The sequence below is a fragment of the Streptomyces sp. NPDC037421 genome (assembly GCF_055602105.1).
Window position 1 is genome coordinate 74553 of sequence record NZ_JBVJWV010000029.1, and the last position, 24768, is coordinate 99320.

General features: G+C 73.6%; 27 protein-coding genes and 1 pseudogene. 20 read left to right on the forward strand and 8 right to left on the reverse strand.

The window, feature by feature from the left end; genetic code table 11:
* The first annotated feature begins 81 nt into the window (after positions 1 to 81).
* The 8 genes from ACZ7IF_RS30760 (at position 82) to ACZ7IF_RS30795 (ending at position 7502) form a co-directional block, all read left to right on the forward strand.
* Positions 82 to 276 carry a hypothetical protein gene (locus ACZ7IF_RS30760; RefSeq protein ID WP_045952243.1) on the forward strand — a complete coding sequence of 65 codons (195 nt, stop codon included), beginning with the start codon at positions 82 to 84 and terminating at the stop codon, positions 274 to 276.
* 85 nt (positions 277 to 361) lie between these two features.
* Positions 362 to 1261 (forward strand): N-acetyl-1-D-myo-inositol-2-amino-2-deoxy-alpha-D-glucopyranoside deacetylase, encoded by a 900-nt coding sequence (mshB, locus tag ACZ7IF_RS30765; RefSeq protein WP_470978032.1) that lies wholly within the window; start codon positions 362 to 364, stop codon positions 1259 to 1261.
* On the forward strand, positions 1258 to 1641 hold the full coding sequence (locus ACZ7IF_RS30770; RefSeq protein ID WP_470978034.1) for a DUF6113 family protein: 384 nt from the start codon (positions 1258 to 1260) through the stop codon (positions 1639 to 1641). The genes mshB and ACZ7IF_RS30770 overlap by 4 nt, the downstream gene beginning before the upstream one ends.
* 205 nt (positions 1642 to 1846) lie before the next feature.
* Entirely contained in the window at positions 1847 to 3817 is a 1971-nt protein-coding gene (locus ACZ7IF_RS30775) for a hypothetical protein (RefSeq protein ID WP_470978037.1), read from the forward strand.
* 173 nt (positions 3818 to 3990) lie between these two features.
* Entirely contained in the window at positions 3991 to 4950 is a 960-nt protein-coding gene (locus ACZ7IF_RS30780; RefSeq protein WP_470978039.1) for an ABC transporter ATP-binding protein, read from the forward strand.
* A complete protein-coding gene (locus ACZ7IF_RS30785) occupies positions 4947 to 5711 on the forward strand; it encodes an ABC transporter permease (protein WP_470978040.1) in 765 nt (254 codons plus the stop codon). Before ACZ7IF_RS30780 ends, ACZ7IF_RS30785 begins: the two co-directional genes overlap by 4 nt.
* Before the next feature lie 4 nt (positions 5712 to 5715).
* Positions 5716 to 6879: a sensor histidine kinase gene (locus ACZ7IF_RS30790; protein ID WP_470978043.1), complete on the forward strand. Its 1164-nt coding sequence runs from the start codon at positions 5716 to 5718 to the stop codon at positions 6877 to 6879.
* On the forward strand, positions 6876 to 7502 hold the full coding sequence (locus tag ACZ7IF_RS30795; RefSeq protein WP_470978045.1) for a response regulator: 627 nt from the start codon (positions 6876 to 6878) through the stop codon (positions 7500 to 7502). The genes ACZ7IF_RS30790 and ACZ7IF_RS30795 overlap by 4 nt, the downstream gene beginning before the upstream one ends.
* A 193-nt stretch (positions 7503 to 7695) precedes the next feature.
* On the opposite strand, the gene ACZ7IF_RS30800 is transcribed toward ACZ7IF_RS30795, so the two are convergent.
* Entirely contained in the window at positions 7696 to 8481 is a 786-nt protein-coding gene (locus ACZ7IF_RS30800; RefSeq protein ID WP_470978048.1) for a transglutaminase family protein, read from the reverse strand.
* Positions 8478 to 9461, reverse strand: a complete 984-nt coding sequence (locus tag ACZ7IF_RS30805) for a GNAT family N-acetyltransferase (protein WP_470978051.1) — start codon at positions 9459 to 9461, stop codon at positions 8478 to 8480. The genes ACZ7IF_RS30800 and ACZ7IF_RS30805 overlap by 4 nt, the downstream gene beginning before the upstream one ends.
* A 116-nt stretch (positions 9462 to 9577) precedes the next feature.
* On the opposite strand from ACZ7IF_RS30805, the gene fdxA reads away from it, so the two are divergent.
* Both fdxA and dapC read left to right on the forward strand, forming a co-directional pair.
* Complete coding sequence (gene fdxA, locus ACZ7IF_RS30810) at positions 9578 to 9910, forward strand: ferredoxin (RefSeq protein ID WP_007266339.1); 333 nt, start codon at positions 9578 to 9580, stop codon at positions 9908 to 9910.
* Positions 9911 to 10021: 111 nt separating this feature from the next.
* Entirely contained in the window at positions 10022 to 11116 is a 1095-nt protein-coding gene (gene dapC / locus ACZ7IF_RS30815; RefSeq protein ID WP_470978054.1) for a succinyldiaminopimelate transaminase, read from the forward strand.
* 83 nt (positions 11117 to 11199) lie between these two features.
* Here the strand turns inward: dapC and ACZ7IF_RS30820 are convergent, their stop codons facing one another.
* Both ACZ7IF_RS30820 and ACZ7IF_RS30825 read right to left on the reverse strand, forming a co-directional pair.
* Positions 11200 to 11535, reverse strand: a complete 336-nt coding sequence (locus tag ACZ7IF_RS30820; RefSeq protein ID WP_470978056.1) for an ATP-binding protein — start codon at positions 11533 to 11535, stop codon at positions 11200 to 11202.
* Between the two features lie 340 nt (positions 11536 to 11875).
* Positions 11876 to 12871 (reverse strand): hypothetical protein, encoded by a 996-nt coding sequence (locus ACZ7IF_RS30825; RefSeq protein WP_470978058.1) that lies wholly within the window; start codon positions 12869 to 12871, stop codon positions 11876 to 11878.
* A gap of 87 nt (positions 12872 to 12958) precedes the next feature.
* On the opposite strand from ACZ7IF_RS30825, the gene dapE reads away from it, so the two are divergent.
* Together dapE and ACZ7IF_RS30835 are read left to right on the forward strand one after the other, a co-directional pair.
* Positions 12959 to 14038 (forward strand): succinyl-diaminopimelate desuccinylase, encoded by a 1080-nt coding sequence (gene dapE / locus ACZ7IF_RS30830; RefSeq protein ID WP_470978061.1) that lies wholly within the window; start codon positions 12959 to 12961, stop codon positions 14036 to 14038.
* A gap of 64 nt (positions 14039 to 14102) precedes the next feature.
* Positions 14103 to 14861 carry an LOG family protein gene (locus ACZ7IF_RS30835; RefSeq protein WP_470978063.1) on the forward strand — a complete coding sequence of 253 codons (759 nt, stop codon included), beginning with the start codon at positions 14103 to 14105 and terminating at the stop codon, positions 14859 to 14861.
* 47 nt (positions 14862 to 14908) lie between these two features.
* Here the strand turns inward: ACZ7IF_RS30835 and folP are convergent, their stop codons facing one another.
* Positions 14909 to 15769 carry a dihydropteroate synthase gene (gene folP / locus ACZ7IF_RS30840; protein ID WP_470978065.1) on the reverse strand — a complete coding sequence of 287 codons (861 nt, stop codon included), beginning with the start codon at positions 15767 to 15769 and terminating at the stop codon, positions 14909 to 14911.
* Between the two features lie 78 nt (positions 15770 to 15847).
* Here folP and ACZ7IF_RS30845 point away from each other — a divergent pair, with 78 nt between their 5' ends.
* Complete coding sequence (locus ACZ7IF_RS30845; RefSeq protein WP_470978068.1) at positions 15848 to 16183, forward strand: DivIVA domain-containing protein; 336 nt, start codon at positions 15848 to 15850, stop codon at positions 16181 to 16183.
* The gene (locus tag ACZ7IF_RS30850; protein WP_470978071.1) at positions 16180 to 16761 is read left to right on the forward strand and encodes a DNA-3-methyladenine glycosylase I; all 582 of its coding nucleotides are present in this window, start codon (positions 16180 to 16182) and stop codon (positions 16759 to 16761) included. Before ACZ7IF_RS30845 ends, ACZ7IF_RS30850 begins: the two co-directional genes overlap by 4 nt.
* A 4-nt stretch (positions 16762 to 16765) precedes the next feature.
* On the opposite strand, the gene chcB is transcribed toward ACZ7IF_RS30850, so the two are convergent.
* Positions 16766 to 17569, reverse strand: a complete 804-nt coding sequence (gene chcB / locus ACZ7IF_RS30855; protein WP_470978074.1) for a 2-cyclohexenylcarbonyl CoA isomerase — start codon at positions 17567 to 17569, stop codon at positions 16766 to 16768.
* Between the two features lie 332 nt (positions 17570 to 17901).
* Here chcB and ACZ7IF_RS30860 point away from each other — a divergent pair, with 332 nt between their 5' ends.
* A complete protein-coding gene (locus tag ACZ7IF_RS30860) occupies positions 17902 to 18069 on the forward strand; it encodes a DUF3117 domain-containing protein (protein WP_003966491.1) in 168 nt (55 codons plus the stop codon).
* Between the two features lie 257 nt (positions 18070 to 18326).
* On the opposite strand, the gene ACZ7IF_RS30865 is transcribed toward ACZ7IF_RS30860, so the two are convergent.
* Entirely contained in the window at positions 18327 to 18989 is a 663-nt protein-coding gene (locus tag ACZ7IF_RS30865) for an O-methyltransferase (RefSeq protein ID WP_125605621.1), read from the reverse strand.
* Positions 18990 to 19156: 167 nt separating this feature from the next.
* On the opposite strand from ACZ7IF_RS30865, the gene sigE reads away from it, so the two are divergent.
* From sigE to ACZ7IF_RS30890, 5 genes and pseudogenes are all read left to right on the forward strand, one after another.
* Positions 19157 to 19936 (forward strand): RNA polymerase sigma factor SigE, encoded by a 780-nt coding sequence (gene sigE / locus ACZ7IF_RS30870; RefSeq protein ID WP_470978077.1) that lies wholly within the window; start codon positions 19157 to 19159, stop codon positions 19934 to 19936.
* Positions 19933 to 20427, forward strand: a pseudogene (locus tag ACZ7IF_RS30875) (anti-sigma factor family protein); the annotation flags it as partial. The gene sigE and the pseudogene ACZ7IF_RS30875, both read left to right, overlap by 4 nt.
* Positions 20428 to 20681: 254 nt before the next feature.
* Positions 20682 to 21998, forward strand: coding sequence for a S1C family serine protease (locus ACZ7IF_RS30880; protein WP_470978079.1), 1317 nt, complete (start codon positions 20682 to 20684; stop codon positions 21996 to 21998).
* 169 nt (positions 21999 to 22167) lie between these two features.
* Positions 22168 to 22617: a sec-independent translocase gene (locus tag ACZ7IF_RS30885; RefSeq protein ID WP_470978082.1), complete on the forward strand. Its 450-nt coding sequence runs from the start codon at positions 22168 to 22170 to the stop codon at positions 22615 to 22617.
* 136 nt (positions 22618 to 22753) lie between these two features.
* Entirely contained in the window at positions 22754 to 23494 is a 741-nt protein-coding gene (locus tag ACZ7IF_RS30890; protein WP_470978084.1) for a hypothetical protein, read from the forward strand.
* Between the two features lie 106 nt (positions 23495 to 23600).
* Here ACZ7IF_RS30890 and ACZ7IF_RS30895 read toward each other — a convergent pair whose 3' ends face one another.
* Positions 23601 to 24761 (reverse strand): Mrp/NBP35 family ATP-binding protein, encoded by a 1161-nt coding sequence (locus ACZ7IF_RS30895; protein ID WP_470978087.1) that lies wholly within the window; start codon positions 24759 to 24761, stop codon positions 23601 to 23603.
* Positions 24762 to 24768 lie beyond the last annotated feature (7 nt).

The window sequence follows — 24768 nt, forward strand, 5'->3', positions numbered from 1 at the left end:
GATCCGTAGCGCACGGTGGGTATGAATTCGCCGAGCAAGAGTACGCATACCGATGTCCGCTCGACGTGGAGGTGAAACGCCGTGGCACTCTCGATCTCGGCCGTGGTGCTGCTGGCGATCGTCGTCTTCCTTCTGGTCCGGAGGTCGGGTCTGAAGGCGGGGCACGCGTTCGTCTGCGTACTGCTCGGGTTCTACCTGGCGAGTTCCACGGTCGCGCCCACCCTCAGCCAGCTCACGTCCAACGTGGCGAGCATGATCAGCGGCCTCAAGCTGTAGGGGGTGTCCCGCAGGCCGGACGCCGCTCCCTGATCCGGCCTGACCTGCAAGACACCCCCTCGGTCCTGCTCGTAGGGTGGGACCCATGAACGGTCTTCCCGCCCGTCGTCTGCTCCTCGTGCACGCGCACCCGGACGACGAGTCGATCAACAACGGCGTCACCATGGCCAAGTACGCGGCCGAGGGTGCCCACGTCGCGCTGGTGACCTGCACCCTCGGCGAGGAGGGCGAGGTCATCCCCGCCGAGCTGGCCCACCTGGCGCCGGACCGCGACGACGCCCTCGGCCCCTTCCGCGTGGGCGAGCTCGCCGCCGCAATGAAGGAACTCGGGGTCGCCGACCACCGCTTCCTCGGCGGCGCCGGCCGCTTCAGGGACTCCGGGATGATGGGTGCCCCGCAGAACGCCCGCCCCGGCTCGTTCTGGTCGGCCGACCTGGACGAGGCCGCCGGGTACCTCGTGGAGGTGATCCGGGAGCTGCGCCCGCAGGTCCTGGTCACCTACGACCCCGACGGCGGCTACGGCCACCCCGACCACATCCAGGCCCACCGGGTCGCCACGCGCGGCGCGGAGCTGGCCGCCGATGCCGGCTACCGCCCCGAGCTCGGCGCCCCGCACGCCATCGCGAAGCTCTACTGGAACCGCGTGCCGGCCTCGGTCGTCGAGGAGGGCTTCGAGCGGCTGCGCGCGGCGGGCGCCGCCTTCCCGGGCATCGCGACCCCGGACGACGTGCCGGGCGTGGTCCCCGACGAGCGGATCACCGCCGAGATCGGCGACGAGGACGGAGTGACCGTGCTGGTGGCGGCGAAGGCGGCCGCCATGCGGGCGCACGTCACCCAGATCGCCGTCGACGGCCCCTTCTTCGCCCTCTCCAACGACCTGGGCCAGCCCCTGTTCGCCCGGGAGTACTACGAGTTGGCCGCGGGCCGCTCCGGCGCCCCGGCCGGCGAGCGCGAGCGGGACCTCTTCGCGGGGGTGGAGGCGTGACCACCGCGCTGACCCCCGGGCGGATCGCCGCCCTGCTCGGCCTGCTCGTCCTCGGCGCGCTGACCGGCGCGGCCGGCTGGCTCGTGGTCGACCTGTGGTTTCCGGGCGGGCTGCTGCTCGCGCTGCTGGCCCTCCTCGGGCTGTTCCTCGCCGGCCGGCTGACGGTCGGCGGGGGCCTCGGAGTGGGCGCCCCGGCGGCCGGCTGGTTCCTTTCCTACGTCCTCCTCAGCTTCCCCCGCCCCGAAGGGGACTTCCTGCTCGGTTCCTCCGGAATCGGCATGTACGCATACCTTTTGGGGGGAAGTGCGGCCGCTGTGATCTGCGCCACGATGCGCGGCCCCGCGCAAGGGCCCGTTTCGGCCTCCGGGTCCCGCGGATGACAGGCCGCTGAACTCCCGCATCCGCCGATCGGGGACGGGTTGCGGGGGTTTGACGGGCCCTCGCGCGGGGGCGCGCGGAAGCAGAAGAGGAACCTGGGATTCCTGGCCGACAGTTGCACCCGGGCGGCGGCCAGTATGGTGGACGGGCCGCCGAGCTGCCCGCGCACGGAATGACGGGCGGCGGAGCCAACCGGGAGAACCTGCCTTGAGTCGTGAAACCGACAGTTCGTCCCCCGGGCCCCAAGGGCACGGTGGAGCCGCCTACCCCTCGGGTACGCCGCCGTATGGAACCGGCCAGTATCCGTCCGTGCCACCCGGTCCCGGCGCCGCGACCGTCCCGGAGGAGAACCCAGTGACCTCGAACCCGTCCACGCCCGACACCGACGGGCCGAAGACCGAGACCCACCTGACGACCCGGATCCGGATCAACATCCCCGGATCCCGGCCGATCCCGCCCGTGGTCGTGCGCAAGCCCGTCAAGGACGGCGGCCAGGACGCGTCCCCGGCCGCCGCCGGGCCGGTCCCGGACGCGTCCCCGCGCACGCCCGAGCGGCGCCCCGCGCCGGTACGGCCCGCGGCCTCGGCCCCCGCGCTCCCCGCGGCACCGGCCCCCGCGCCGGCCGCGCCGGAGCCGGCCCCCGCGCCCGCCGAGGCGCCGGCCGGCGGATGGTTCGCCCCGCGCAAGGCGGCGACGCCCCCGCCGGCGGCGACGCCCCCGCCGGCCGCGACGCCCCCGGCCGGCGTGCCCGTGGCCTCCGGCGGCCCCGCCGCGCCCGGCGGCGCGCCCGGCGGCCACGGCGCGAGCTACGGCTCCGGCGTGCCCGGCACCGGCGCGGGCTTCGCGCCCCCGGCCGAGCCCGGGCGCCCGCGGCCCCCGGCCGCGCACGGCAGCGGAGCCGGCTTCGCACCGGCCCCCGCCGTCGGCGGACCCGGAGTCGGCGCGCCCCAGGGGTACGCCGGGTACGGCAACGGCCCCGTCACCGAGCCCTTCCCCGCCTTCCCGGAGCCCGCCGGGCCGACGGGCGGACCCGCGCTGGGCACCGTACCCGTCGGCGCCGAGGCGCCCCCGAGCTGGCCCGGCCCCGAGGCCTTCGACACCCCGGCCCCCGCGCCCGTGCCCGCGCACGGCCCGGCCGCCCCGCCGCCGGGACCGAAGCCGCCGCGCCAGACCACGCCGCCGCCCGCCCCCGCGGGCAAGTCCGGCAAGGCGGCCCCGGCCGGCAAGCCCGCCAAGAAGAAGGGCCGCTCCAAGCTGGTCCTGCTCGGCGGCGGCATCGTCGTCCTCGCCGGCGTGGCGTACGGCGCCGGACTGCTGATGAACCACTCCGACGTCCCCAAGGGCACCACCGTCCTCGGCGTCGACATCAGCGGCAGCCGCGACGACGCCGTCGCCAAGCTCCAGACCGCGTTCGGCAAGCGCGCCGCCGCCCCGCTCCAGCTCAGCGTCGGCGGCAAGACCGTCGAGCTGAAGCCCGAGAAGGCCGGCCTGACCCTCGACAGCCAGACCACCGTCCGCAACGCCACGGGCAGCGACTACAACCCCGTCACCGTCATCGGCTCCCTCTTCGGGGTCGAGCGCACGGCCACCGCCGTCATGCCGGTCGACGAGGAGAAGCTGCGGGTCTCCCTCCAGGAGCTGGCCGGCGCCGCCGGCTCGGCCTCCGAGAGCACCATCAAGTTCGACACCGGCAAGGCCGTCGCCGTGCCCGGCAAGGCCGGTGAGGGCCTCGACGTCGACGGCTCCGTGGACAAGGTCACCAAGGCCTTCCGCGAGCTCGTCGCCAACGGCACGTCCCCGGCCGTCGAACTTCCGGTCGCCAAGAAGGAGCCCACGGTCACCCAGGCCGAACTGGACCGCGCCATGAAGGAGTTCGCGGAGCCCGCGATGTCCGGCGTGGCGACGGTCAAGGCGGGCACCAAGTCCATCCCCTTCGGACCCAAGTCCCTGCCGAAGATCCTCAGCATGTCGGCCGTGGACGGACGCCTCGTCGAGAAGTACGACCTGGAGGCCCTGAAGGCCACCTACGGGAACGCCTTCGACGGGGTCCTGATCACCCGGGGCACCGGCGCCAAGACCCCCGTCACCCCGCAGGACGTCGCGGGCGCCCTCGGCAAGGCCCTCGTCGGCAAGACCCCCGCCGAACGGACCGTCACGATCGACACCAACGCGAACTGACCGGCCCGGACCACCCGCGCGAAGCCCCTCCCCGAAGCCCCGGGAAGGGGCTTCGCCGCATTCCCGGCACCCGCCCCGCCGGCCACGTCACCCGAAGCGCATGACATCCGTCATGCGGGAGTCACGACCCGCGACACTGCCGCGCCCACCCCCGTACGGGCGAACCTTGAGCCATGACGACGACGACCGCGGCACACCCCGCCGCCCCGGGCCCCGCAGGCGGATCCGGCGACACCGGCACCGTGGTGTCCTTCCGGAACGTGACCAAGAGCTACGGCAAGGTCCGGGCGGTCGACGGCCTCTCCCTCGAACTCCACCCGGGCGAGACCGTCGCGCTCCTCGGCCCCAACGGCGCCGGCAAGTCCTCCACCCTCGACCTCCTCCTCGGCCTGCGCCCCGCCGACTCCGGCACCGTCAGCCTCTTCGGCACCACCCCCCGCGAGGCCATCGCCTCCGGCCGGGTCGGCGCCATGCTCCAGAGCGGCGGCCTGATGGAGGACGTGACCGTACACGAGCTCGTCACCCTCGGCTGCGCCCTGCACCCGCGCCCGTACCCGGTCGACGAGGTGCTCAGCCGGGCCGGCATCGAGGAGATCGCCGGCCGGCTCGTCAACAAGCTCTCCGGCGGCCAGGAGCAGCGCGTGCGCTTCGCGCTCGCCACCGCCGGACACAACGACCTGATCGTCCTCGACGAGCCCACCACCGGCATGGACGTCACCTCCCGCCAGGCCTTCTGGGCCACCATGCGGGAGCAGGCCGCCCAGGGCCGCACGGTCCTGTTCGCCACCCACTACCTGGAGGAGGCGGACGCGATCGCCGACCGCGTCCTCGTCCTCGACAAGGGGCGGCTGCTCGCCGACGGCACCGCCGCCGAGATCAAGGCCAAGGCCGGTGCCCGCAAGGTCGCCTTCGACCTCGACGGGCCGGTCGACGAGCAGGCGCTGCGCGCACTGCCCGGCCTGACCGCCTTCGGCCTGACCGGCCGGTCCGTACGGCTGCAGTCGCGCGACGCCGACGCCACCGTGCGGGCCGTGTACGCGCTCGGGCTCTACCCCCGCAACCTGGAGGTCGCCGGCCTCGGCCTGGAGCAGGCCTTCATCGCCCTCACCGAGGCCGAGGAGGCCACCCGATGACGAACACGGTCAACGCCGGCACCCTGCGGCTGGTCAAGCTGGAGATCTCCCGCGCCCTGCGCAACAAGAAGTACCTGTTCTTCACCGTCATGTACCCGGCCGCGCTCTTCCTGATGCTCGGCGGCACCCTGGACGGCACGACGAAGGTCATGGGCACCGAACTGACCATGCCCGCCTTCTACATGGTCGCCATGGCCTCCTTCGGAGCCCTCACCGCCGTGCTGATGGGCAACAGCGAGCGCATCGCCAAGGAGCGCGAGAAGGGCTGGGTGCGCCAGCTGCGGCTGACCGCCCTGCCCGGACACGGTTACGTCCTCGCCAAGACCGCCAGCGCCGGCGTCCTGTCCCTGCCCTCCGTCCTGGTCGTCTTCGCCGTCGCCGCCGGGGCCAAGGGCGTCCGCTTCGCCGCCTGGCAGTGGTTCGCCCTCACCGGCGCGATCTGGGCCGGCAGCCTCGTCTTCGCCGCCCTCGGCGTGGCCATCGGCTACCTCGCCAGCGGGGACAACGTCCGCCCCATCACCATGCTGTTCTACTTCGGCCTCTCCATCCTCGGCGGGCTGTGGATGCCCACCGCGAACTTCCCCCAGTGGCTCCGCGACATCTGCGAGTGGCTGCCGACCCGCGCGTACGCCGGCCTCGGCCAGGCCATCGAGCTCGGGGGCGCGCCGCACGCCAAGGACGTGGCGATCCTCGCCGTGTACTTCGTACTGTTCACCGGTGCGGCCGCCTGGCTGTACCGCAAGGACTCACTGAAGGCCTGAGACAGTGGCGCTGACGCAGGAAACCGACGGTCCGCACCGGATCGGCCAGGCACCGGAGACCACCACCCACAAGGTGGTGAAGAGCCTGTGGATCGGCATCTGGCTCTTCTACCTCAGCGCCCCCGTCACCGACCTGGTCAGCGGCGGACACAGCACCGGGGCCCGGCTGCTCGGCGGCCTGGGCCTGCTGGCCTTCACCTGCTGGTACCTGGTGCTGGTCTTCCGCACCGTCAGGATGATGCCGGTGCCCAGGGTCCTGGTCTCCCTGGCGGTGCTCGCCGCGCAGGCCACCGTGCTGTCGCTGACCCTGGGCCGCGAGTGGCTGGTGCTCTTCGTGTACGTGTCCATCTCCTCCGGCGCCGCCCTGCCGGGGGAGGTGTCCCGCTGGACCGTCCCGGGCGCGACCGCGCTGCTGACGGCGGTGGCCTTCGCGGTCCCCGGCGGCACCGAGTACCTGGCCGGGCTGGTGATCCCGGCGCTGATGGGCGGGTTCGCGATGGTCGGGGTCCGGGCGATGATCCGCACCACGATAGAGCTGCGCCAGGCCCGGGCCACGGTGGCCGAGCTCGCGGCCAACGAGGAGCGCCTGCGGATGGCCCGCGACCTGCACGACCTGCTGGGCCACTCGCTGTCGCTGATCACCCTCAAGAGCGAGCTGGCGGGCCGGATGCTGCCCGAGCACCCCGAGCGGGCCGCCCAGCAGGTGGCGGACATCGAGCGGGTCAGCCGGCAGGCGCTGGTCGACGTACGGGAGGCCGTGAGCGGCTACCGGCGGCCGACGCTGCCCGGCGAACTCGCGGGCGCGCGCACGGCGCTGGCGGCGGCGGGCGTGGCGGCGGACCTGCCGGCCGACTTCGAGGACGCCGCGCTCCCGGAGGAGACGGAGTCCGCGCTGGCGTGGTCGCTGCGCGAGGCGGTGACGAACGTGGTCCGGCACAGCGGGGCCCGGCGCTGCACGGTCACCCTCGCCACCCGCCAGACCCTCGCGGGCCCGGTCGTCGAACTGACGGTGTCCGACGACGGCACGGGCGGCCCCGCCGTCCCCGGCAACGGCCTGACCGGCCTGACGGAACGCCTGGAGGCGGTCGGCGGCACCCTGTCGGCCGGCCCGGCGGGCAAGACCGGCTTCCGCCTGCTGGCGCGGGTCCCCCTAGGATCCGGGTCATGAGCGAAGCCGGCGCAGCCCCCATCCGGATCCTCCTGGCCGAGGACCAGTCGATGGTCCGGGAGGCCCTCGCGGCCCTCCTCGGACTGGAACCGGACATCGAGGTCCTGGCCCAGGTGGCCCGCGGCGACGAGGTCCTGCCGGCGGCGAGGTCCCACGACGTGAACGTCGCCCTCCTCGACATCGAGATGCCGGGCATGACGGGCATCGAGGCGGCCGCGCAGCTGCGGGCCGCCCTGCCCGCCCTCAAGATCGTGGTCCTGACCACCTTCGGCCGCCCCGGCTACCTCCGCGGGGCGATGGAGGCGGGCGCCTCGGCCTTCCTGGTCAAGGACGCCCCGGCCGCCCAGCTCGCCGACGCGGTACGCAAGGTCCTGGCGGGGGAGCGCGTCATCGACCCCACGCTCGCGGCGGCGGCCCTGGCGGAGGGCGCGAACCCCCTGACGGACCGCGAGCGGGAGATCCTGCGGGCGGCGGAGTTCGGCGCGACCAACGCCGAACTGGCGGCCCGCCTCAGCCTCTCCCAGGGCACGGTCCGCAACTACCTCTCGACGGCCATCCAGAAACTCGCGGCCCGCAACCGCGCCGAAGCGGTGCGCGTGGCCCGCGAGAAGGGCTGGCTGTAGACCGGGCGGTGTTGCCGCTGCGCGGGGCGGACCCCTGCCCGCCCTTCGCCCGTTCCCTGGGGCTCCGCCCAGACCCCGCGCCTCGAACTCCCCCAGCTACCGCTGGGAGAGTTCGAGGCGAGAACGGTTGAAGGGCGGGCAGGGGCAGGCTCCGCGCAGCGGCAGCCACCCGCACCCGAACCACCGGCCCCGCTCAGTTCAGCAGCGCCCGCGCGGCCACGGCCTCGCCGCGGATCCGGGTCGCGGACTCGGGGTCGACCGTGTCCATCACCACCGCGTACGCGTCCATCTCCGCCGCACCCTCCTGGAAGGAACCGCGCTCCACCAGCAGCCGGGCCCGCTCGTAGCGCAGGGCCGCCGGGTGGGAGGGCAGGAGCAGGGACAGGTCGAGGGCCCACAGGGCGACCGCCGAGTGCTCCGGCCGGGAGGAGGCCCAGGCGCGGATGTTGTTCAGGATCCGCAGCACGATGTCCAGGGTGCGGGCCGGGGTCTTGGGGGAGGCGGCCAGTTCCGCCGGGCCCGCGCCCAGCGAGGCGCCGCCGGCGAAGGGGTCCACCACCACCGCTTCCTCCGGGTCCCCGAAGCCCACCACGAAGTGCCCCGGCAGCCCCAGCCCGTACACCGGCGCGCCCGCCCGCCGGGCCACCTCCAGCCACACCACCGAGAGGAGGATCGGCAGGCCCCGCCGACGCAGCAGCACCTCGTGCAGGAGGGAGGACGACAGCCGGTCGTAGTCGTTCGGGGTGCCGTGGAAGCCCAGCCGGCCACCCAGCAGCTCCGTCACCGCCGCCGCCCACGACCGCGCGTCCCGCAGCCCGTACGGCAGCATCCCCGCGAGCCGGTCCAGTTCGATCTCGGCCCGGTCCATGGCCCGTTCGTCCAGTTCCGGATCCGCCTCCGCGGCCAGCAGCAGGCACAGCCGGGCCAGGTCGGGCCGCTCCGCGCGGGCCTCCGCCGCGAACAGCTCACGGATGTTCACCGCGCCGCCCGGAAGTGGTGGTAGGAGTGGTGCGTGGCGAAGCCCATCCCGTCGTACAGGGCCCGCGCCGCCGGATTGTCCGTCTCCACCTGGAGCCACGCCGCCGACGCGCCCTCCTCCAGCGCCCGCCTGGCCAGCGCCGTCATCACCGCCGTCGCGAGCCCCCGCCGCCGGTCCTCCGGGGCGACGGTGACGGCCGCGAAACCGGCCCAGCGGCCGTCCACCACGCAGCGCCCGATCGCCCGGCCGCCGTCCAGCGAGGCGAACCACACCGACGGGCCCTCCACCAGCATCCGCCGGGCGAGCTCGGGGTCCCGGACCCTGCCGTAGCGGGCGAGCCACTGCTCGTCCGGCTCGCGGGTGAGGCGTACCGCCGCCACGTCCGCGTCCCGGTCGCCCACCGGGGCCAGCGCCCCTACGCGCACCTGCGCCGAGACCTCGTTCACCCAGCCGCGCCGCTCCAGCTCCGCGCAGAGCAGCTCCTGCGTCCCGGCGGCGCCCGTCGCGGCCTGCACGTACGCCGGAAGGTCGCGCTCCGCGTACCAGGAGGTCACCCGCGCGAGTGCTTCGTCCAGGGGTATGCCGGGGTCGCCGAGCGGGAGCACCGAATTGGCGCGCCGGGTGAACCCGGCGGCGGCCCGCAGCGTCCACTCGCCGAGCGGCTCGCTCTCCAGCGGCCGCCAGGCCCGCGCCGTGACCCGCGCCAGCTCCTCGAAGGAGGCCGCGGGACCCCTGCGCCGGGCCGGCGCGGGCGGCACGATCTTGCCCGCCACCAGCGACGATTCCGCGATGTGGACGGACACGCCGTCCTTGCGTGTGATCGTCAGCACACCCCCGGTCCAGGATGTGAGAACCCCTACCGCGTCCGCGAACGCCGGGGCACCGCTCCCGCCGTCCTCCACCCGTCGTACAGAGACTCGTTTACCCACGTCAGCCGGGGTAATACGGATCTCCAGCAGCCCACCGGCAGTGATTTCCACAGCTCTGTCCGCCCCTCCTGTTCGGATCGTGCCCGGGAACGGAGATACTAGGTGCGGGCATCGACGACGCCGCGCTCCCGCGCGAATGGACAGCCCTACCGAGGAGGAACGAGAGCGTGACCTACGTCATCGCGGAGCCTTGTGTCGACGTCAAGGACAAGGCCTGTATCGAAGAGTGCCCCGTCGACTGCATCTACGAGGGCCAGCGGTCCTTGTACATCCACCCGGACGAGTGCGTCGACTGCGGCGCCTGTGAGCCGGTCTGCCCCGTCGAGGCCATCTTCTACGAGGACGACACCCCGGAGGAGTGGAAGGACTACTACAAGGCGAACGTCGAGTTCTTCGACGAGCTCGGTTCGCCCGGTGGTGCCTCCAAGCTCGGCCTGATCGAGCGCGACCACCCCTTCGTCGCGGCGCTGCCCGCCGACATCAACGCCGGCGAGCACTGACCGTTCACGGCAGACGCGCCCCTCGGTCCCGTACGGCACTGCTGCCGCGCGGGACCGAGCCGTTTCCCCGTACGACACAGCCCCCGCACCTCAGAGAGAGCAGAGAGCACCGTGGCCGCAGTTTCCGACCGTCTTCCCGCCTTTCCCTGGGACAGGCTCGAGCCGTACAAGGCCACGGCGGCGGCCCACGCTGACGGCATCGTCGACCTGTCCGTCGGCACCCCCGTGGACCCGGTGCCCGACCTGATCCAGCGCGCCCTGGTCGCCGCCGCGGACTCCCCGGGCTACCCGACCGTGTGGGGGACGCCCGCGCTGCGCGACGCGATCACCGGCTGGCTGCGGGGCCGCCTCGGCGCGAGCGCCGCCGGACACCGCAACGTCCTGCCGGTGGTCGGCTCCAAGGAACTGGTGGCCTGGCTGCCGACCCAGCTGGGCCTGGGCGCCGGCGACAAGGTCGCCTACCCGCGGCTCGCGTACCCGACCTACGAGGTCGGCGCGCGGCTGTGCGGCGCCGAGGCCGTCGTCTACGACGACCCGACCGAGCTGGACCCGGCGGGCGTGAAGCTGCTGTGGCTCAACTCCCCGTCGAACCCCACCGGGAAGGTCATCCCGAAGGAAGACCTCGTCAGGATCGTCGCCTGGGCGCGCGAGCACGGCATCCTGGTCTTCAGCGACGAGTGCTACCTGGAGCTGGGCTGGGAGGCCGAGCCCGTCTCCGTGCTGCACGACGACGTGTGCGGCGGCTCGTACGAGGGCCTGGTGGCGGTCCACTCGCTCTCCAAGCGCTCCAACCTGGCCGGCTACCGGGCCGCGTTCATCGCCGGTGACGCGGCCGTCCTCGGCGAGCTGCTGGAGATCCGCAAGCACGGCGGCATGATGACCCCCGCCCCGGTGCAGGCGGCCACGGTGGCGGCCCTCGGCGACGACGCCCACGTCGAGGAGCAGCGCGGCCGCTACGCCGCCCGCCGCGAGGCGCTGCGCACGGCCCTGGAGGCGCACGGCTTCCGCATCGAGCACAGCGAGGCCAGCCTCTACCTGTGGGCGACGCGCGACGAGCCCTGCTGGGACACCGTCGCGCACCTCGCCGAGCTCGGCATCCTGGTCGCGCCGGGCGACTTCTACGGCGCGGCCGGCGCGAACTTCGTCCGCGTGGCCTTCACGGCCACCGACGAGCGGGTCGCCGCCGCGGTCAAGCGTCTCGGCTGACCCGCGGCCCGCGGGAATCGGCCCGAGGGGGCCGGGAGCAACGGCTCCCGGCCCCCTCGGGCGTTCGCGTGTGCGCCGGTCGGTCAGCCGCCCAGCGGCAGGCCGCCCGGCAGGCCGCCCAGGGCCTGGCCGGCGACCGGCAGGCCGCCCAGCGTCTGGCCCGCGGCGCCGGCGCCGCCGACGGCCTCGGTGGCGGGAGCGGCGACGGGGGCGGCGGCCGGGAGGGCCTCGGTGGCGGTGTGCGCGGCGCCGGTGGCCGCGCCGGTGTCGGGGGCGGTGAGCGTGTTCAGCTTCGGCAGGGACTCCAGGCCCACGGCGTCGGCCGCGCTGGCGGCGCCTGCCGCACCGACCACGGGAGCGGTACCGGCTGCGAGGAGAAGCGCGGCGCGGGCGATCCGACGGGTCAGGGGGAGGGTCATGATGCTCCTAAGCGGTAGCGGCTGAGTACGCCGTGTACAACCGCTCCCGGGGTGGGGGGAGTTGCGGACCCCCCGGGTAAAGGATCAGTAACGCATCGTTTAATCGGCTTCCGTGACAAGACCACCGGACCCGCGCCCACCTGCGGTTCTGTCCGCCTTCCGGGTGTACGGGCCGAACGCGTGGACACCCCTCCCGGGTGACGGCCCGTACGCGTGACCGTGCCGCCGGGGTGTCACCGCCCGGCCGCCCGCGCGCCGGGGGCGTGCGCGGGGGCTCCGGGCGGCCGGCGGCCCGACGGCGGCAGGCCGGCGGGCGGTGGAGCTCAGCGGGCGGTGGCGCTCAGCGGGTGGTGGCGCGGGCCATGAAGATCCGCACCTCGCCCGGAGCCGCGTCGTGCGGGTCCCCGGCACCGCCCTTGCGGCCGCCGCCCCTGCCCTGCCACGCGCCGCCGTCCCGGCCGGCCACCCACGAGGAACCGTCGTACGACACCCGGGCGATGCCCAGCTCCTTCGACCGGGCCACCGCCCAGTGGGCCATCGCCCGCCCGCGCCGCGCCTCGGCCGGGCCGCCGCCCTCCTTCAGCCGCAGCCCGACCTCCGGCTCGGGGACGGAACCGCCCGACGCCGACCGCCCGGCCGGAGCGCCGGCCCGGCCCGCGCCCAGCGCCTCCCGCGCCGGAGCCCCGAAGGCCCGCGCCAGCTCCGCCCGCACCTTCTCCGGGTCGCCCGCCGAGGGCGCCGGGCCGGAACAGGCCAGGGAGGCCGGCGTGCCGTTCTCGCCGAAGGCGGCCGTCAGGACCGTCGCGTCCGGCTCGTGCTTCGCGTACGCCTGCGGAAAACCGCTGAGCTGCACCTTCTGCGCGGCCACCGTCAGCGGCAGCCGGGTGTAGCCCTTGATCTCCGCGAGCCGGTCGTAGAAGATCCCCGCCGAGTACACCGGGTCCGTGATCTGCTCCGGGGTGCCCCAGCCCTGCGAGGGCCGCTGCTGGAACAGCCCCAGCGAATCGCGGTCCCCGTGGTCGAGGTTGCGCAGCGCCGACTCCTGCATCGCCGTCGCCAGCGCGATGGTCAACGCCCGGTCCGGCAGCCCCTTGGCGATCCCGACGGCGGCTATCGTCGCCGCGTTCGCCGCCTGCTCCGGGGTCATCTCGTACGTCTGGACGGTCCCCGCGCCCGCGGAACCCGTCCCGGTCGCCGAAGCCGTGCAGTAGGCGGCGCCGTTGTTGGAATCCCGCTGGACGACGAAGTACCCGATCACCCCGAGCAGGACGACCAGGCCGACGGCCTTGCGGAACGGCCGGCGGCGGCGGGGGCGGGAGCGATCGGTCTCGGACACGCGGCCCACCGTACTTGAGGCCGATAAACCGTCCACCGGCCGGACGCTCCCGCTTCCCGCCCATCCCGGGGCGTTAGGGTCAGTTCCATGTCCGAATCCGAGCTGGACCTCACCCTGGACGCTGCCGAGCTGACCGCCCGGCTCGTCGACATCCCTTCCGTGAGCGGCGACGAGAAGGTGCTCGCCGACCTGGTGGAAGACGCGCTGCGCGGCCTCCCGCACCTCACCGTCGACCGCCTCGGCAACAACGTCGTGGCCCGTACGCACCTCGGCCGCGCCGAGCGCGTCGTACTGGCCGGCCACCTCGACACCGTGCCGATCGCCGACAACGTCCCGTCCCGCCTGGACGAGAACGACGTCCTGTGGGGCTGCGGCACGACGGACATGAAGTCCGGGGTCGCCGTACAGCTGAGGATCGCGGCGACCGTTCCCGAGCCCAACCGCGACCTCACCTTCGTCTTCTACGACCAGGAGGAGGTGGCCGCCGACCTCAACGGCCTCGGCAAGGTCGCCGACGCCCACCCCGACTGGCTGGCCGGTGACTTCGCCGTACTGCTGGAGCCCTCCAACGCCGAGGTCGAGGGCGGCTGCCAGGGCACCCTGCGCGTGCTGCTGCGCACCAAGGGCGAGCGCGCCCACTCCGCGCGCAGCTGGATGGGCTCCAACGCCATCCACGCCGCGAGCCCGATCCTGGCGAAGCTGGCCGCGTACGAGCCCCGCAAGCCGGTCATCGACGGCCTGGAGTACCACGAGGGCCTCAACGCGGTCCGCGTCGAGGGCGGGGTCGCCAACAACGTCATCCCGGACGCCTGCACGGTGACCGTGAACTTCCGCTACGCCCCCGACCGCAGCGAGGCCGACGCGCTGGCCCACGTCCGGGAGGTCTTCGCGGACTGCGACATCGCCGAGTTCGTGGTCGACGACTCCTCCGGCGGCGCCCTGCCGGGCCTGTCCCACCCGGCCGCGGCGGCCTTCATGGAGGCGGTCGGCGGACGGCCGATGCCCAAGTTCGGCTGGACGGACGTCTCCCGCTTCAGCGCGCTCGGCGTCCCGGCGGTCAACTACGGACCGGGTGACGCGCTGCTGGCCCACAAGGTCGACGAGCGCGTCGAGACGAAGGCCATCCTGCACTGCGAGGAACGACTCCGCGCCTGGCTGACCTCGTAAATTCCCCCTCCCGTCACTTTTGTGCGCCTAACCTGATCCAACGATCAGCTGGAGGGAGCACATCATGGGCAACCCTGAAGGTTCGGCCCGCCGTCGGCCCGAGGAGCAGCAGCTCGGGCCGGTGCTGCGCAGGCGGGGCCAGGTGCAGGCGGGCAGTACGACGGACCAGCGGCTGCTGGACTCGGCCGGGCCCTCCGAGTGGGTGCACACCGATCCCTGGCGGGTCCTGCGCATCCAGTCGGAGTTCATCGAGGGCTTCGGCACCCTGGCGGAGCTGCCGCCCGCGATCAGCGTGTTCGGCTCGGCCCGGACCCCGGTGGACTCGCCGGAGTACGAGGCGGGCGTACGGCTCGGCAGCGCGCTCGTCGAGGCCGGCTTCGCGGTGATCACCGGCGGCGGCCCGGGCGCGATGGAGGCGGCCAACAAGGGCGCCCGCGAGGCGAACGGCATCTCCGTCGGCCTGGGCATCGAGCTCCCCTTCGAGCAGGGGCTCAACCAGCACGTCGATCTCGGGCTGAACTTCCGGTACTTCTTCGTCCGCAAGACGATGTTCGTGAAGTACAGCCAGGGCTTCGTGGTGCTGCCGGGCGGACTCGGCACCCTGGACGAGATGTTCGAGGCGCTGACCCTGGTCCAGACGCAGAAGATCACCAAGTTCCCCATCGTGCTCTTCGGCACGGAGTACTGGGGCGGCCTGATCGACTGGCTGCGCAACACGGTCATCGCCCAGGGCAAGGCCTCGGAGAAGGACCTCTACCTCTTCCACGTCACGGACGACGTGGACGAGGCCATCGCGCTGGTGACGAAGGAAGTCGGCAAGTAGCGGCGGGGGCCGCGCCGCCACGGCGGCGCGCCCCTTCCCCGCCGGCCTCAGGCCAGTCCGCGGCGGGCGACGGCCGGCGGCCGGTGCCCCTGGATCGAGCGGACCATGTCGAGGACCTGCTTCGTCTCGGCGACCTCGTGGACGCGGTAGACCTGCGCGCCGAGCCAGGCCGAGACGGCCGTGGTCGCCAGGGTGCCCAGCAGGCGCTCCTTGACCGGCTTGTCGAGGGTCTCGCCGACGAAGTCCTTGTTGGACAGGGACACCAGCACCGGCCAACCGGTTTCGGCCATCTCCGCGAGCCGGCGGGTGGCTTCCAGTGAATGCCGGGTGTTCTTCCCGAAGTCGTGGCCCGGGTCGATCATGATCGACTCCCGGGGCACCCCGAGGGCCTCGGCCCGCTCCGCGAGGGCGACCGTGACGCGCAGGATGTCCTCCATCACGTCCTCGTACGAGGTCCGGTGCGGCCGGGTGCGCGGCTCGACCCCGCCCGCGTGGGTGCAGACGATGCCCGCGCCGTGGCGCGCGGCGACCTCCGCCAGCTTCGGGTCCACCCCGCCCCACGCGTCGTTCAGCACGTCCGCCCCGGCCTCGCAGACCGCCTCGCCGACCTCGTGCCGCCAGGTGTCCACACTGATCACCACGTCCGGGTGGCGGCGGCGCACCTCCGCCACGAAGCCGACCGTGCGCCGGGCCTCCTCGGCCGCGTCCACGTGCTCGCCGGGACCCGCCTTGACCCCGCCGATGTCGATGATCGCCGCGCCCTCGGCCACGGCCTGCTCCACCCGGTCGAGGGCCGGCTCGTCGCGGAAGGTGGCGCCCTGGTCGTAGAAGGAGTCCGGGGTGCGGTTGACGATGGCCATGATCACCGGCTCGTGGGTGTCGAACTCGCGCCTGCCCAGTCGCAGCATCCTGCTCTTTTCCTCCTTCGGCGACCCTCGCGCCTCGTCTGCGACCTTAACCTGAGTGACAGGAGTCTCTCAGGGGAGTTGATCGTGTTCTGGTTCTTGCTGATCGCGCTGGTCGTGGTCGTGGCCGCGGTCACCCTCGCGGTGGTCGGCGGAGGCGCCGAGGCGGTGTTGCCCGACGCCGAGCCGGACCGGGTGGCCGACGCGCTGCCGGAGAGCCGGCCGGTGGTACGGGCGGACATCGACGCGCTGCGCCTGCCGGTCGCGCCGCGCGGCTACCGGATGGCCGAGGTGGACGACGTACTGGACCGGCTCGCGGCCGAGCTGGCCGAGCGGGACGCGCGGATCGCGGAGCTGACGGCCGCGCGCGCCCAGGCCCCGGCGGACCGGGTCGACCTCACGAAGGACGACCGGTGAGCGGCGCGGGACTGGCGGCGGGCCCGGACGGCGGGCTGCGCTGTCCGTGGGGGCTGTCCACGGAGGACTACGTCGTCTACCACGACACCGAATGGGGCAGGCCCGTCCACGGCGACGACGCCCTGTACGAACGGCTGTGCCTGGAGGCCTTCCAGTCCGGGCTGTCCTGGATCACGATCCTTCGCCGCCGGGAGGGCTTCCGCAAGGCCTTCGCGGACTTCGAGATCGCGGCGGTCGCGGAGTTCGGCCCGGCCGACGCCGAGCGGCTGATGGGCGACGAGGGGATCATCCGCAACCGGGCCAAGATCGAGGCCACCCTCGCCAACGCGAAGGTGCTGGCCGGCTGGGGGGCGGGGGAGCTGGACGAACTGATCTGGTCCCACGCCCCCGAGAAGCCGGGCCGGGCCCCGAGGAGCACCGCCGACGTGCCGGCGGTGACCCCGGAGTCCACGGCCCTGGCCAAGGCCCTGAAGAAGGCGGGCATCCGCTTCGTCGGGCCGACCACGGCCTACGCCCTGATGCAGGCGTGCGGCCTGGTCAACGACCACCTCGCGGGCTGCGTCTCCCGCGAGGGGTGAGGCGTCAGCGGCCCAGGTACCGCGGCGGCTGCTTCGCGAGGAAGGCCTGCACGGCGATGGAGTGGTCCTCGGAGGCCCCGGCGCGGGTCTGGAGGACGTCCTCGCGCTCCAGGGCCTCGGAGAGGGAGTGCGAGGCCCCGTACGCCAGGGACTCCTTCAGGGCCGCGTAGGCCACCGTCGGGCCGGAGGCGAGGGCGCGGGCCACCTTCTCGGCCTCCGCGCGCAGCGACTCCGCCGGCACCAGCCGGTTCACGATGCCCAGCTCGTAGGCCTCCTGCGCCTTGATCGAGCGGGGGAAAAGCAGCAGGTCGGAGGCCCGGGAGGCACCGATCAGCCGGGGCAGGGTCCAGGAGACCCCGGAGTCGGCGGTCAGCGCGACCCCGGCGAAGGAGGTGTTGAAGGACGCGGTCTCGGCGACGACGCGGAAGTCCGCCGCGAGCGCGAACCCGAAGCCGGCCCCGGCGGCGACGCCGTTGACCGCGGCCACCACGGGCTTGGGCATCTCCGTCAGGGCCCGCACGATCGGGTTGTAGTGCTCGGAGACCGTGCTCATCGTGAGCGTCGAGCCGTTCTCGCGGTCCGCGGCGAGGTTGCCGATGTGCTCCTTGAGGTCCTGGCCCACGCAGAAGGCCCGGTCCCCGGCGGCGGTGAGCAGGACCGCCCGTACGGCGGCGTCGGCGGCCGCCGCCCGGACGGCGTCGCGCAGGGCGACCTTGGCCTCCGTGTTCATGGCGTTCATCGCGTCGGGCCGGTTGATCGTGACGGTCGCGAGTCCGTCGGTCACTTCGTAGAGCACGCTGTCGGCCATGGCGGGGGTCCCCCTTCGTCGCGGGCTTGGCTACCGGCCGGTACCGGCCGGTGCAATGGCCAGCATGGCGGACGCGACCGGGGGCGGGCATGTGATGTGCGTCAAACAAAGCGGAGCCCCATCCCCGGGGGCGGCGGCGAAGTATCGCAGGCGGATCCCCGAAATGAGTGGTTTTGGTCGAGCGCGTTGCGCAAGCGTTCCCTTCCGATGTTGGTCATCGGGTCCTGACATGCGGGATAATGGCTGGGAAGCAATGTGTTCGATGCCGGGTACTAGGCGCCTGAACGGGGCCGTCGGCTGACGATGAGCTGGTTTCAGGAAGGGGAACGAGCATGGCGGCCATGAAGCCGCGGACGGGCGACGGCCCGCTCGAGGTCACCAAGGAGGGGCGAGGCATCGTCATGCGCGTACCGCTCGAAGGCGGTGGCCGACTTGTCGTCGAGCTGACGCCGGACGAGGCGGACGCCCTGGGTGACGCCCTGAAGAAGGTCGTCGGCTGAGCCTCGCCACTTGATCTTGCCCCCGCCCCTGCCGCCCACCGCGGCGGGGGCGGGGTTTTTTCATCGCGCCGGCGGGGCGGGCTGCATGTAGCCCCGCCGGCGTTCGAGGCGCGGGGGTCCGGGGGCGGAACCCCCAGGAAGCGGGTCCGGGCGCAGCCCGGGGAACGGCGGTAGGGGGGTGGGGGACCGGCCCCGCGCAGCGGCACCCCCGGACACCGCCCGGCCAGGGCAGCGGCACCGGACGCCGGCCGGCCGGGTCAGCGGCGGACGGCGCAGAGGAGGCCGTCGCCCACCGGAAGCAGCGCGGCTTCCAGCGCCGGACTCTCCCGCACGCTGCGCAGCAGCTCCCGCACCCGGATCACCTCCACCGGCTGGGCCGCGGAGTCGACCGTACGGCCGTCGGCGAAGACGCCCTCGAAGCAGACCAGACCTCCGGGACGCAGGAGCCGCAACGATTCCGCGAGGTAGTCGAGGGACTCGGCCGGGTCGCCGTCGCAGAAGACCAGGTCGTACCCGCCGTCGGCGAGCCGCGGCAGCACGTCCAGCGCCCGCCCCGGAATGAACCGCGCGCGGTTCCCCGCGAAGCCGGCCGCGCGGAAGGCCTGGCGGGCGAAGGCCTGCCGGTCGGGTTCGGGGTCCACCGTGGTCAGGACCCCGTCCGGCCGCATCCCGTGCAGCAGGTGGATCCCCGAGACGCCGGTCCCGGTGCCGATCTCGGCGACGGCCTTGGCGTCCGCGGTGGCGGCGAGCAGGCGCAGCGCGGCCCCGGTGCCGGGGGACACGGACCGCAGGCCCGCTTCCCTGGACCGGTCTCGGGCCCATCGCAGAGCGTCGTCCTCGGCGACAAACGCGTCGGCGAACGCCCAGCTCGTCTGCCGGTTGCCGCTAATGACCCTCTCCTGTCCCCATAGTTGGCGCAACGGTGACTGTATCCGCTGACGTCGGGAACCCGCAGATGGGACCGGGCGTTGGGAGGGTGAGAGGCGGGATAGAGGGGACGGCTGCGGGCAGATCGCCGGTCCGGACCCCGAGGTCCGTGCAAAGTTACTGCAAAAATGCTTATCCAGAGCTGACGGGAGGGGTGGCTATGGTAGGGGCTCCACTGGACACCACCAGAGCCGACAGGGGAGGTGCGGCTGCGCTTGTGGATCGTGGAGGCGTTCTCAGACGCCTCTTCTGGTCGGCGGGTGAGCCGAAATCCGTGACCTACACTGCTGACCGCTTCCACACCGCCCACACCGCGACCACCGCGACCTTTGCCGCCGATGCGGGCTCCCAGGCGTGGACCCCTCCCTCATGGGAGGAGATCGTCAGCACGCACAGCGCGCGGGTCTACCGCCTCGCCTACCGCCTGACGGGCAACCAGCACGACGCCGAGGACCTCACGCAGGAGGTCTTCGTCCGCGTCTTCCGCTCGCTGTCCACCTACACGCCCGGCACCTTCGAGGGCTGGCTGCACCGCATCACCACGAACCTGTTCCTGGACATGGTGCGCCGCAAGCAGCGGATCCGCTTCGACGCGCTGGGCGACGACGCCGCCGAGCGGCTGCCGAGCCGTGAGCCGTCCCCCCAGCAGGTCCTGCACGACACCCACTTCGACGCCGACGTGCAGCAGGCGCTGGACACCCTCGCGCCCGAGTTCCGCGCCGCCGTGGTGCTCTGCGACATCGAGGGCCTGTCCTACGAGGAGATCGCCGCCACGCTCGGCGTGAAGCTCGGTACCGTCCGCAGCCGCATCCACCGGGGCCGCTCGCACCTGCGCAAGGCGCTCAAGCACCGCTCTCCCGAGGCCCGCGCCGAGCAGCGCGCGCTGGCGGGCGTGGCGGTGGGCGCGCCGGGCACCGGGGGAGAGGGCGGAGCCGAGTGAGCGGAGCGAGTCCTTCCCCCGCCGAACAGCACCTGGGCGACCGGCTCGCCGCCCTGGTGGACGGGGAGTTGAAGCACGACGCGCGCGAGCGGGTGCTGGCGCACCTGGCGACCTGCGCCAAGTGCAAGGCCGAGGCCGACGCGCAGCGCCGGCTGAAGACCCTGTTCGTGGAGAGCGCCCCGCCACCGCTGTCGGCCGGGCTGCTGGCCCGGCTCCAGGGGCTGCCGGGGGCGGGCCCGGAGGGGCCTGCCGGGCCCGCCGGGCCGGGCGGCGGACCGGGGGCTCCGCTCGCGCCCCCGGCTCCGGGCGTCGACCCGTTCTCCTCGTTCGGGTACTCCGCTCCGGCCGCCCCGCGCGAGGGTTTCCGCATCCACGAGGTGGGCCGTCCCAGACGCCGCTTCGCCTTCGTGGCTGCGGGAGCCGTGTCGCTGGCCGCGATCGCGCTCGGCGGCTCGCTGCCGCTGGACGGGATCGAGCCGAACGCCCGGGGCGAGGCGCCGGCGACCAGGCCCGGACCCTCGGTGCCGCTGACCGACGCCTTCGTGCGCGACCGGGTACCGACCCCCGGCGTGACCACCGGCCCGGTCCCGGTGGGACAGCTGCCCACGGCGGCCTCCTCGGCCCCGGCGACGGCGCAGCCGGTGTCGCTCTCCCGCTGACCCGGGCCCCGAGGGGCCCGGGTACCTGGTTGAATCTGCGGCACACGCGCCGCCCCGCGGTGCGCCAGGCCCGCGGGGGAGCGCCCATGTCCGACAGTCAGCAGAACGGTCCGGCTCCGACCTGGTGGAGCCGGCCCGCCGCCATGCCGGAGCCGGGCCCGGAAGCGGACACCGCCCGGACCCCGGCCGCGCCCGATCCCGCCCCGGCCCCGGCCGCCGAATCCGCTCCCGGGCCCCGCTACGACCCGTGGGCCGCCGGCCCGCTCCAGGTCGTCGACCAGGGCAGGGCACCGCGCGGCGCCCCCGCGCTGTGGCAGCTGGCGGTCGTCGGCGCCGTCATCGCCCTCCTCGCGGGCTGCGCCGGCGGCTACCTCGGCATCCTCGCCGAGCGGCGCACCGGCACCCGCCTGGAGCTCCCGCAGGCCGCCGCCGACAACAAGGGCCGGGCCCCCGACAGCGTGGCCGGCATCGCGGCCACCGCACTGCCCGGGGTGGTCACCCTGCACGTCAGCGGGGGCGGCGGCAGCGGCACCGGAACCGGGTTCGTACTGGACGGGCAGGGCCACATCCTGACCAACAACCACGTCGTCGCCGACGCCCGCGACATAACGGTCACCTTCAGCACCGGCGAGAGCGTCACCGCCGAGCTCGTCGGCCGCGACGGCGGCTACGACCTGGCCGTGGTGAAGGTCAGCGGGGTCCGGGGCCTGCGCCCGCTGGCGCTCGGGAACTCCGAGAACGTCCGCGTCGGCGACCCGGTGGTGGCCATCGGCGCCCCCTTCGACCTCTCCAACACCGTCACCTCGGGCATCATCAGCGCCACCGGCCGCCCCATCACCGCCGGCGGCGGCAAGCGCGACGGCAGCGACATCAGCTACGTCGACGCCCTCCAGACCGACGCCCCCATCAACCCCGGCAACTCCGGCGGCCCCCTCCTCGACTCCCGCGCCCACGTGATCGGCATCAACAGCGCCATCCGCGGCGCCGACAAGGGCGACGACGGCGACGACCCCACCCGCCAGAGCGGCAGCATCGGCCTCGGCTTCGCCATCCCCGTCAACCAGGGCAAGCGGGTCGCCGAGGAGCTCATCCGCACCGGCCGCGCCACCCATCCCGTCATCGGCGTCACCCTGGACATGGAGTACAAGGGCGACGGAGCCCGGGTCGACGCCAAGGGCGAGGACGGCAAGCCCTCCGTGGCGGCCGACGGGCCCGGCGCCCGCGCCGGGATCCGGCCCGGCGACGTGATCACCAAGGTGGACGGGGTACGCGTACACGGCGGCGACGAGCTGATCATCAAGATCAGGGCCCACCGGCCCGGTGACCGCCTCGGCCTGACCGTGCTGCGCGACGGCGCCGAACGCACCCTGGACGTGGTCCTCGGCTCGGCGAGCGGCTCCTGAGAGGACCCCGGGCCGCCGGGGGAGGCACCCCCGGCGGCCGGTCCGCGACACGAATACCGGATGACGCCCGGGTGAATCCGTGAACCGTCGCGCACCGGCGTAGGGGAGCGCAAGGAACGCCGGGTACCGTTGACCGGGCCGGATGTGGAGAGAGCCGAGGAGCGGCAAGGTGTTCAACGACATAGGCGCACTCGAACTGGTCACGATCGTGGTGCTCGCCATCCTCGTCTTCGGCCCGGACAAGCTGCCGAAGGTGATCCAGGACGTCTCCGGCTTCATCCGGAAGATCCGCGCGTTCTCGGACAGCGCCAAGCAGGACATCCGCTCCGAACTGGGCCCCGAGTTCAAGGACTTCGAGTTCGAGGACCTGAATCCGAAGACCTTCATCCGCAAGCAGCTGACCGAGAACGAGGACCTCCAGGAGCTGCGCACCAGCTTCGACCTCCGCAAGGAGCTGAACGAGGTCACCGACGCGGTCAACGGCCGGGAGGCCGATGCGGCCCAGGCCGCCGCGGCGCCGTCCGCCACGCCCGCCGCCGGCACCGGTCCGGACCTGCTGAAGAAGCCCGCCGCACCGGCCCGGGAGCCCCGCACCCCCTTCGACGCCGACGCCACCTGATCCGCAGCCTGCCCGTCGATCCGGGGCCGGATGGCTATCCTCCATCTGTCCGGACCGAGGACGCCCGAGGGCGGGGGTCCCCCCAGCCAAGCGAAGGGGAGGGCCGTTCCGGACCCCACGGAACGAGAGGCCGCCCATGGAGACGACGAGCAGCAGCCGTGTAGGCGCGCAGCCTGCCGAAGCCCCCGAAGACGCACCACCCGCGCAGACCGAGCCCCCGGAACATACCGGCGGCCAGGCTGCCCCCGGCCAGCCCCCGGAGGCCGCCGCGCCGGTCCCGGCGGCCCGCCGGGGGGCGGCGGGCTACCTGAGCGCCGAGTTCCCCTGGTACGGCCTGGACGGGGCCTTCACCGGCCCCCGGTGGCTCATGCAGGTCGGCACCGGCGCCGACGGCAGCGTGGAGCACGGCTCCACCGGCCACGGCGACGAGCCGTCCGCCCGGGGCGAGATCGCCACCGGCGAGAAGGACCGCTTCGCGGTGGTGATCACCGTCGCCGGCAACCCGCCGCGCCGCAGCGGCGACGGCACCGGCGTCCTGGAGGCCACCTCGGTCTCCTCGGCGGCCTGGCTGGCCGGCTCGGGGCTGCTGTCCTACAGCTGGCCGCCGCAGATGGACCACACCCGGCGCGACGACTGGCTCGACCAGCAGACCGAGGCCGCCTGGGAGCTCGCCGACGACCTCGCGGGGCCGGACTGGTCGAAGCTGTCGCTGCCGGTGGACGGGGAACCGATGCCGTTCCACTACCGGGAGTCGGAGTTCGGGTGGGTGCTGGCCGGCTCCACCGGGTGCGGGGTGCACCTGGGGGCGTACGGGCGGGGGATGAGCGCGTACGGGCTGGGGTTCTCCGCCATCGCGGACCTCTCGGCGTACGAGTAGGCCGGGGTACGGGAAAGGGCACCGCCCGACGGCGGTGCCCTTCACGCTGCGCGGCCCCTGCGGGTGCGCGTTCCGGTGTGCGGAACGAATGCCCCCGCCCGCGTACTCAGAACTTGTTGCGCGGCGTGATGCCCAGGCTCATGCCCGAGAGGCCACGCGCGCGGCCGCCGAGCTTGCCGGCGATCGTGCGCAGGGCCGCGCCCGCCGGGGAGTCCGGGTCGGACAGGACGACCGGCTTTCCGTCGTCGCCGCCCTCGCGCAGCCGGACGTCGATCGGGATCGTGCCGAGCACGGGCACCGTCGCGCCGACCGTCTTGGTCAGGCCGTCGGCGACCTTCTGGCCGCCGCCCGAGCCGAACACGTCGACCATCTCGTCGCAGTGCGGACACGGCAGGCCGGACATGTTCTCGACGACGCCCACGATCTTCTGGTGCGTCTGCACCGCGATCGAGCCGGCCCGCTCCGCGACCTCGGCAGCGGCCTGCTGCGGGGTGGTCACGACCAGGATCTCGGCGTTCGGCACCAGCTGCGCGACCGAGATGGCGATGTCGCCGGTACCCGGCGGCAGGTCCAGCAGCAGCACGTCCAGGTCGCCCCAGAACACGTCCGCCAGGAACTGCTGGAGGGCCCGGTGCAGCATCGGGCCGCGCCACACCACCGGGGCGTTGCCCGGGGTGAACATGCCGATGGAGATGACCTTCACGCCGTTCGCGGACGGCGGCATGATCATGTTCTCGACCTGGGTGGGCTTGCCCTCGACGCCGAGCATCCGCGGCACGCTGTGCCCGTAGATGTCCGCGTCGACCACACCGACCTTCAGGCCGTCGGCCGCCATCGCCGCGGCCAGGTTGACCGTGACGGAGGACTTGCCGACGCCGCCCTTGCCGGAGGCGACCGCGTAGACGCGGGTCAGCGACCCCGGCTTGGCGAAGGGCACCTCGCGCTCGGCGGTGCCGCCGCGCAGGGTGGCCGCCAGCTCCTTGCGCTGCTCGTCGCTCATCACGTCCAGGGAGACGGCGACGGAGGTGACGCCCGCGACCTTCTCGACGGCCTCGGTGACGTTCTTGGTGATGGTCTCGCGCATGGGGCAGCCCGACACCGTCAGGTAGACCGTGACGGCGACCGCGCCGCCGTCGCCGATCTCCACCGATTTGACCATGCCGAGCTCGGTGATCGGCCGGTGGATCTCGGGGTCGTTGACCGTCGCCAGCGCGTCCAGGATCGCGTCCTGCTCCGGCACGGCGGCGGAGGGTGTCTCGGTAGCCATGCCCCGA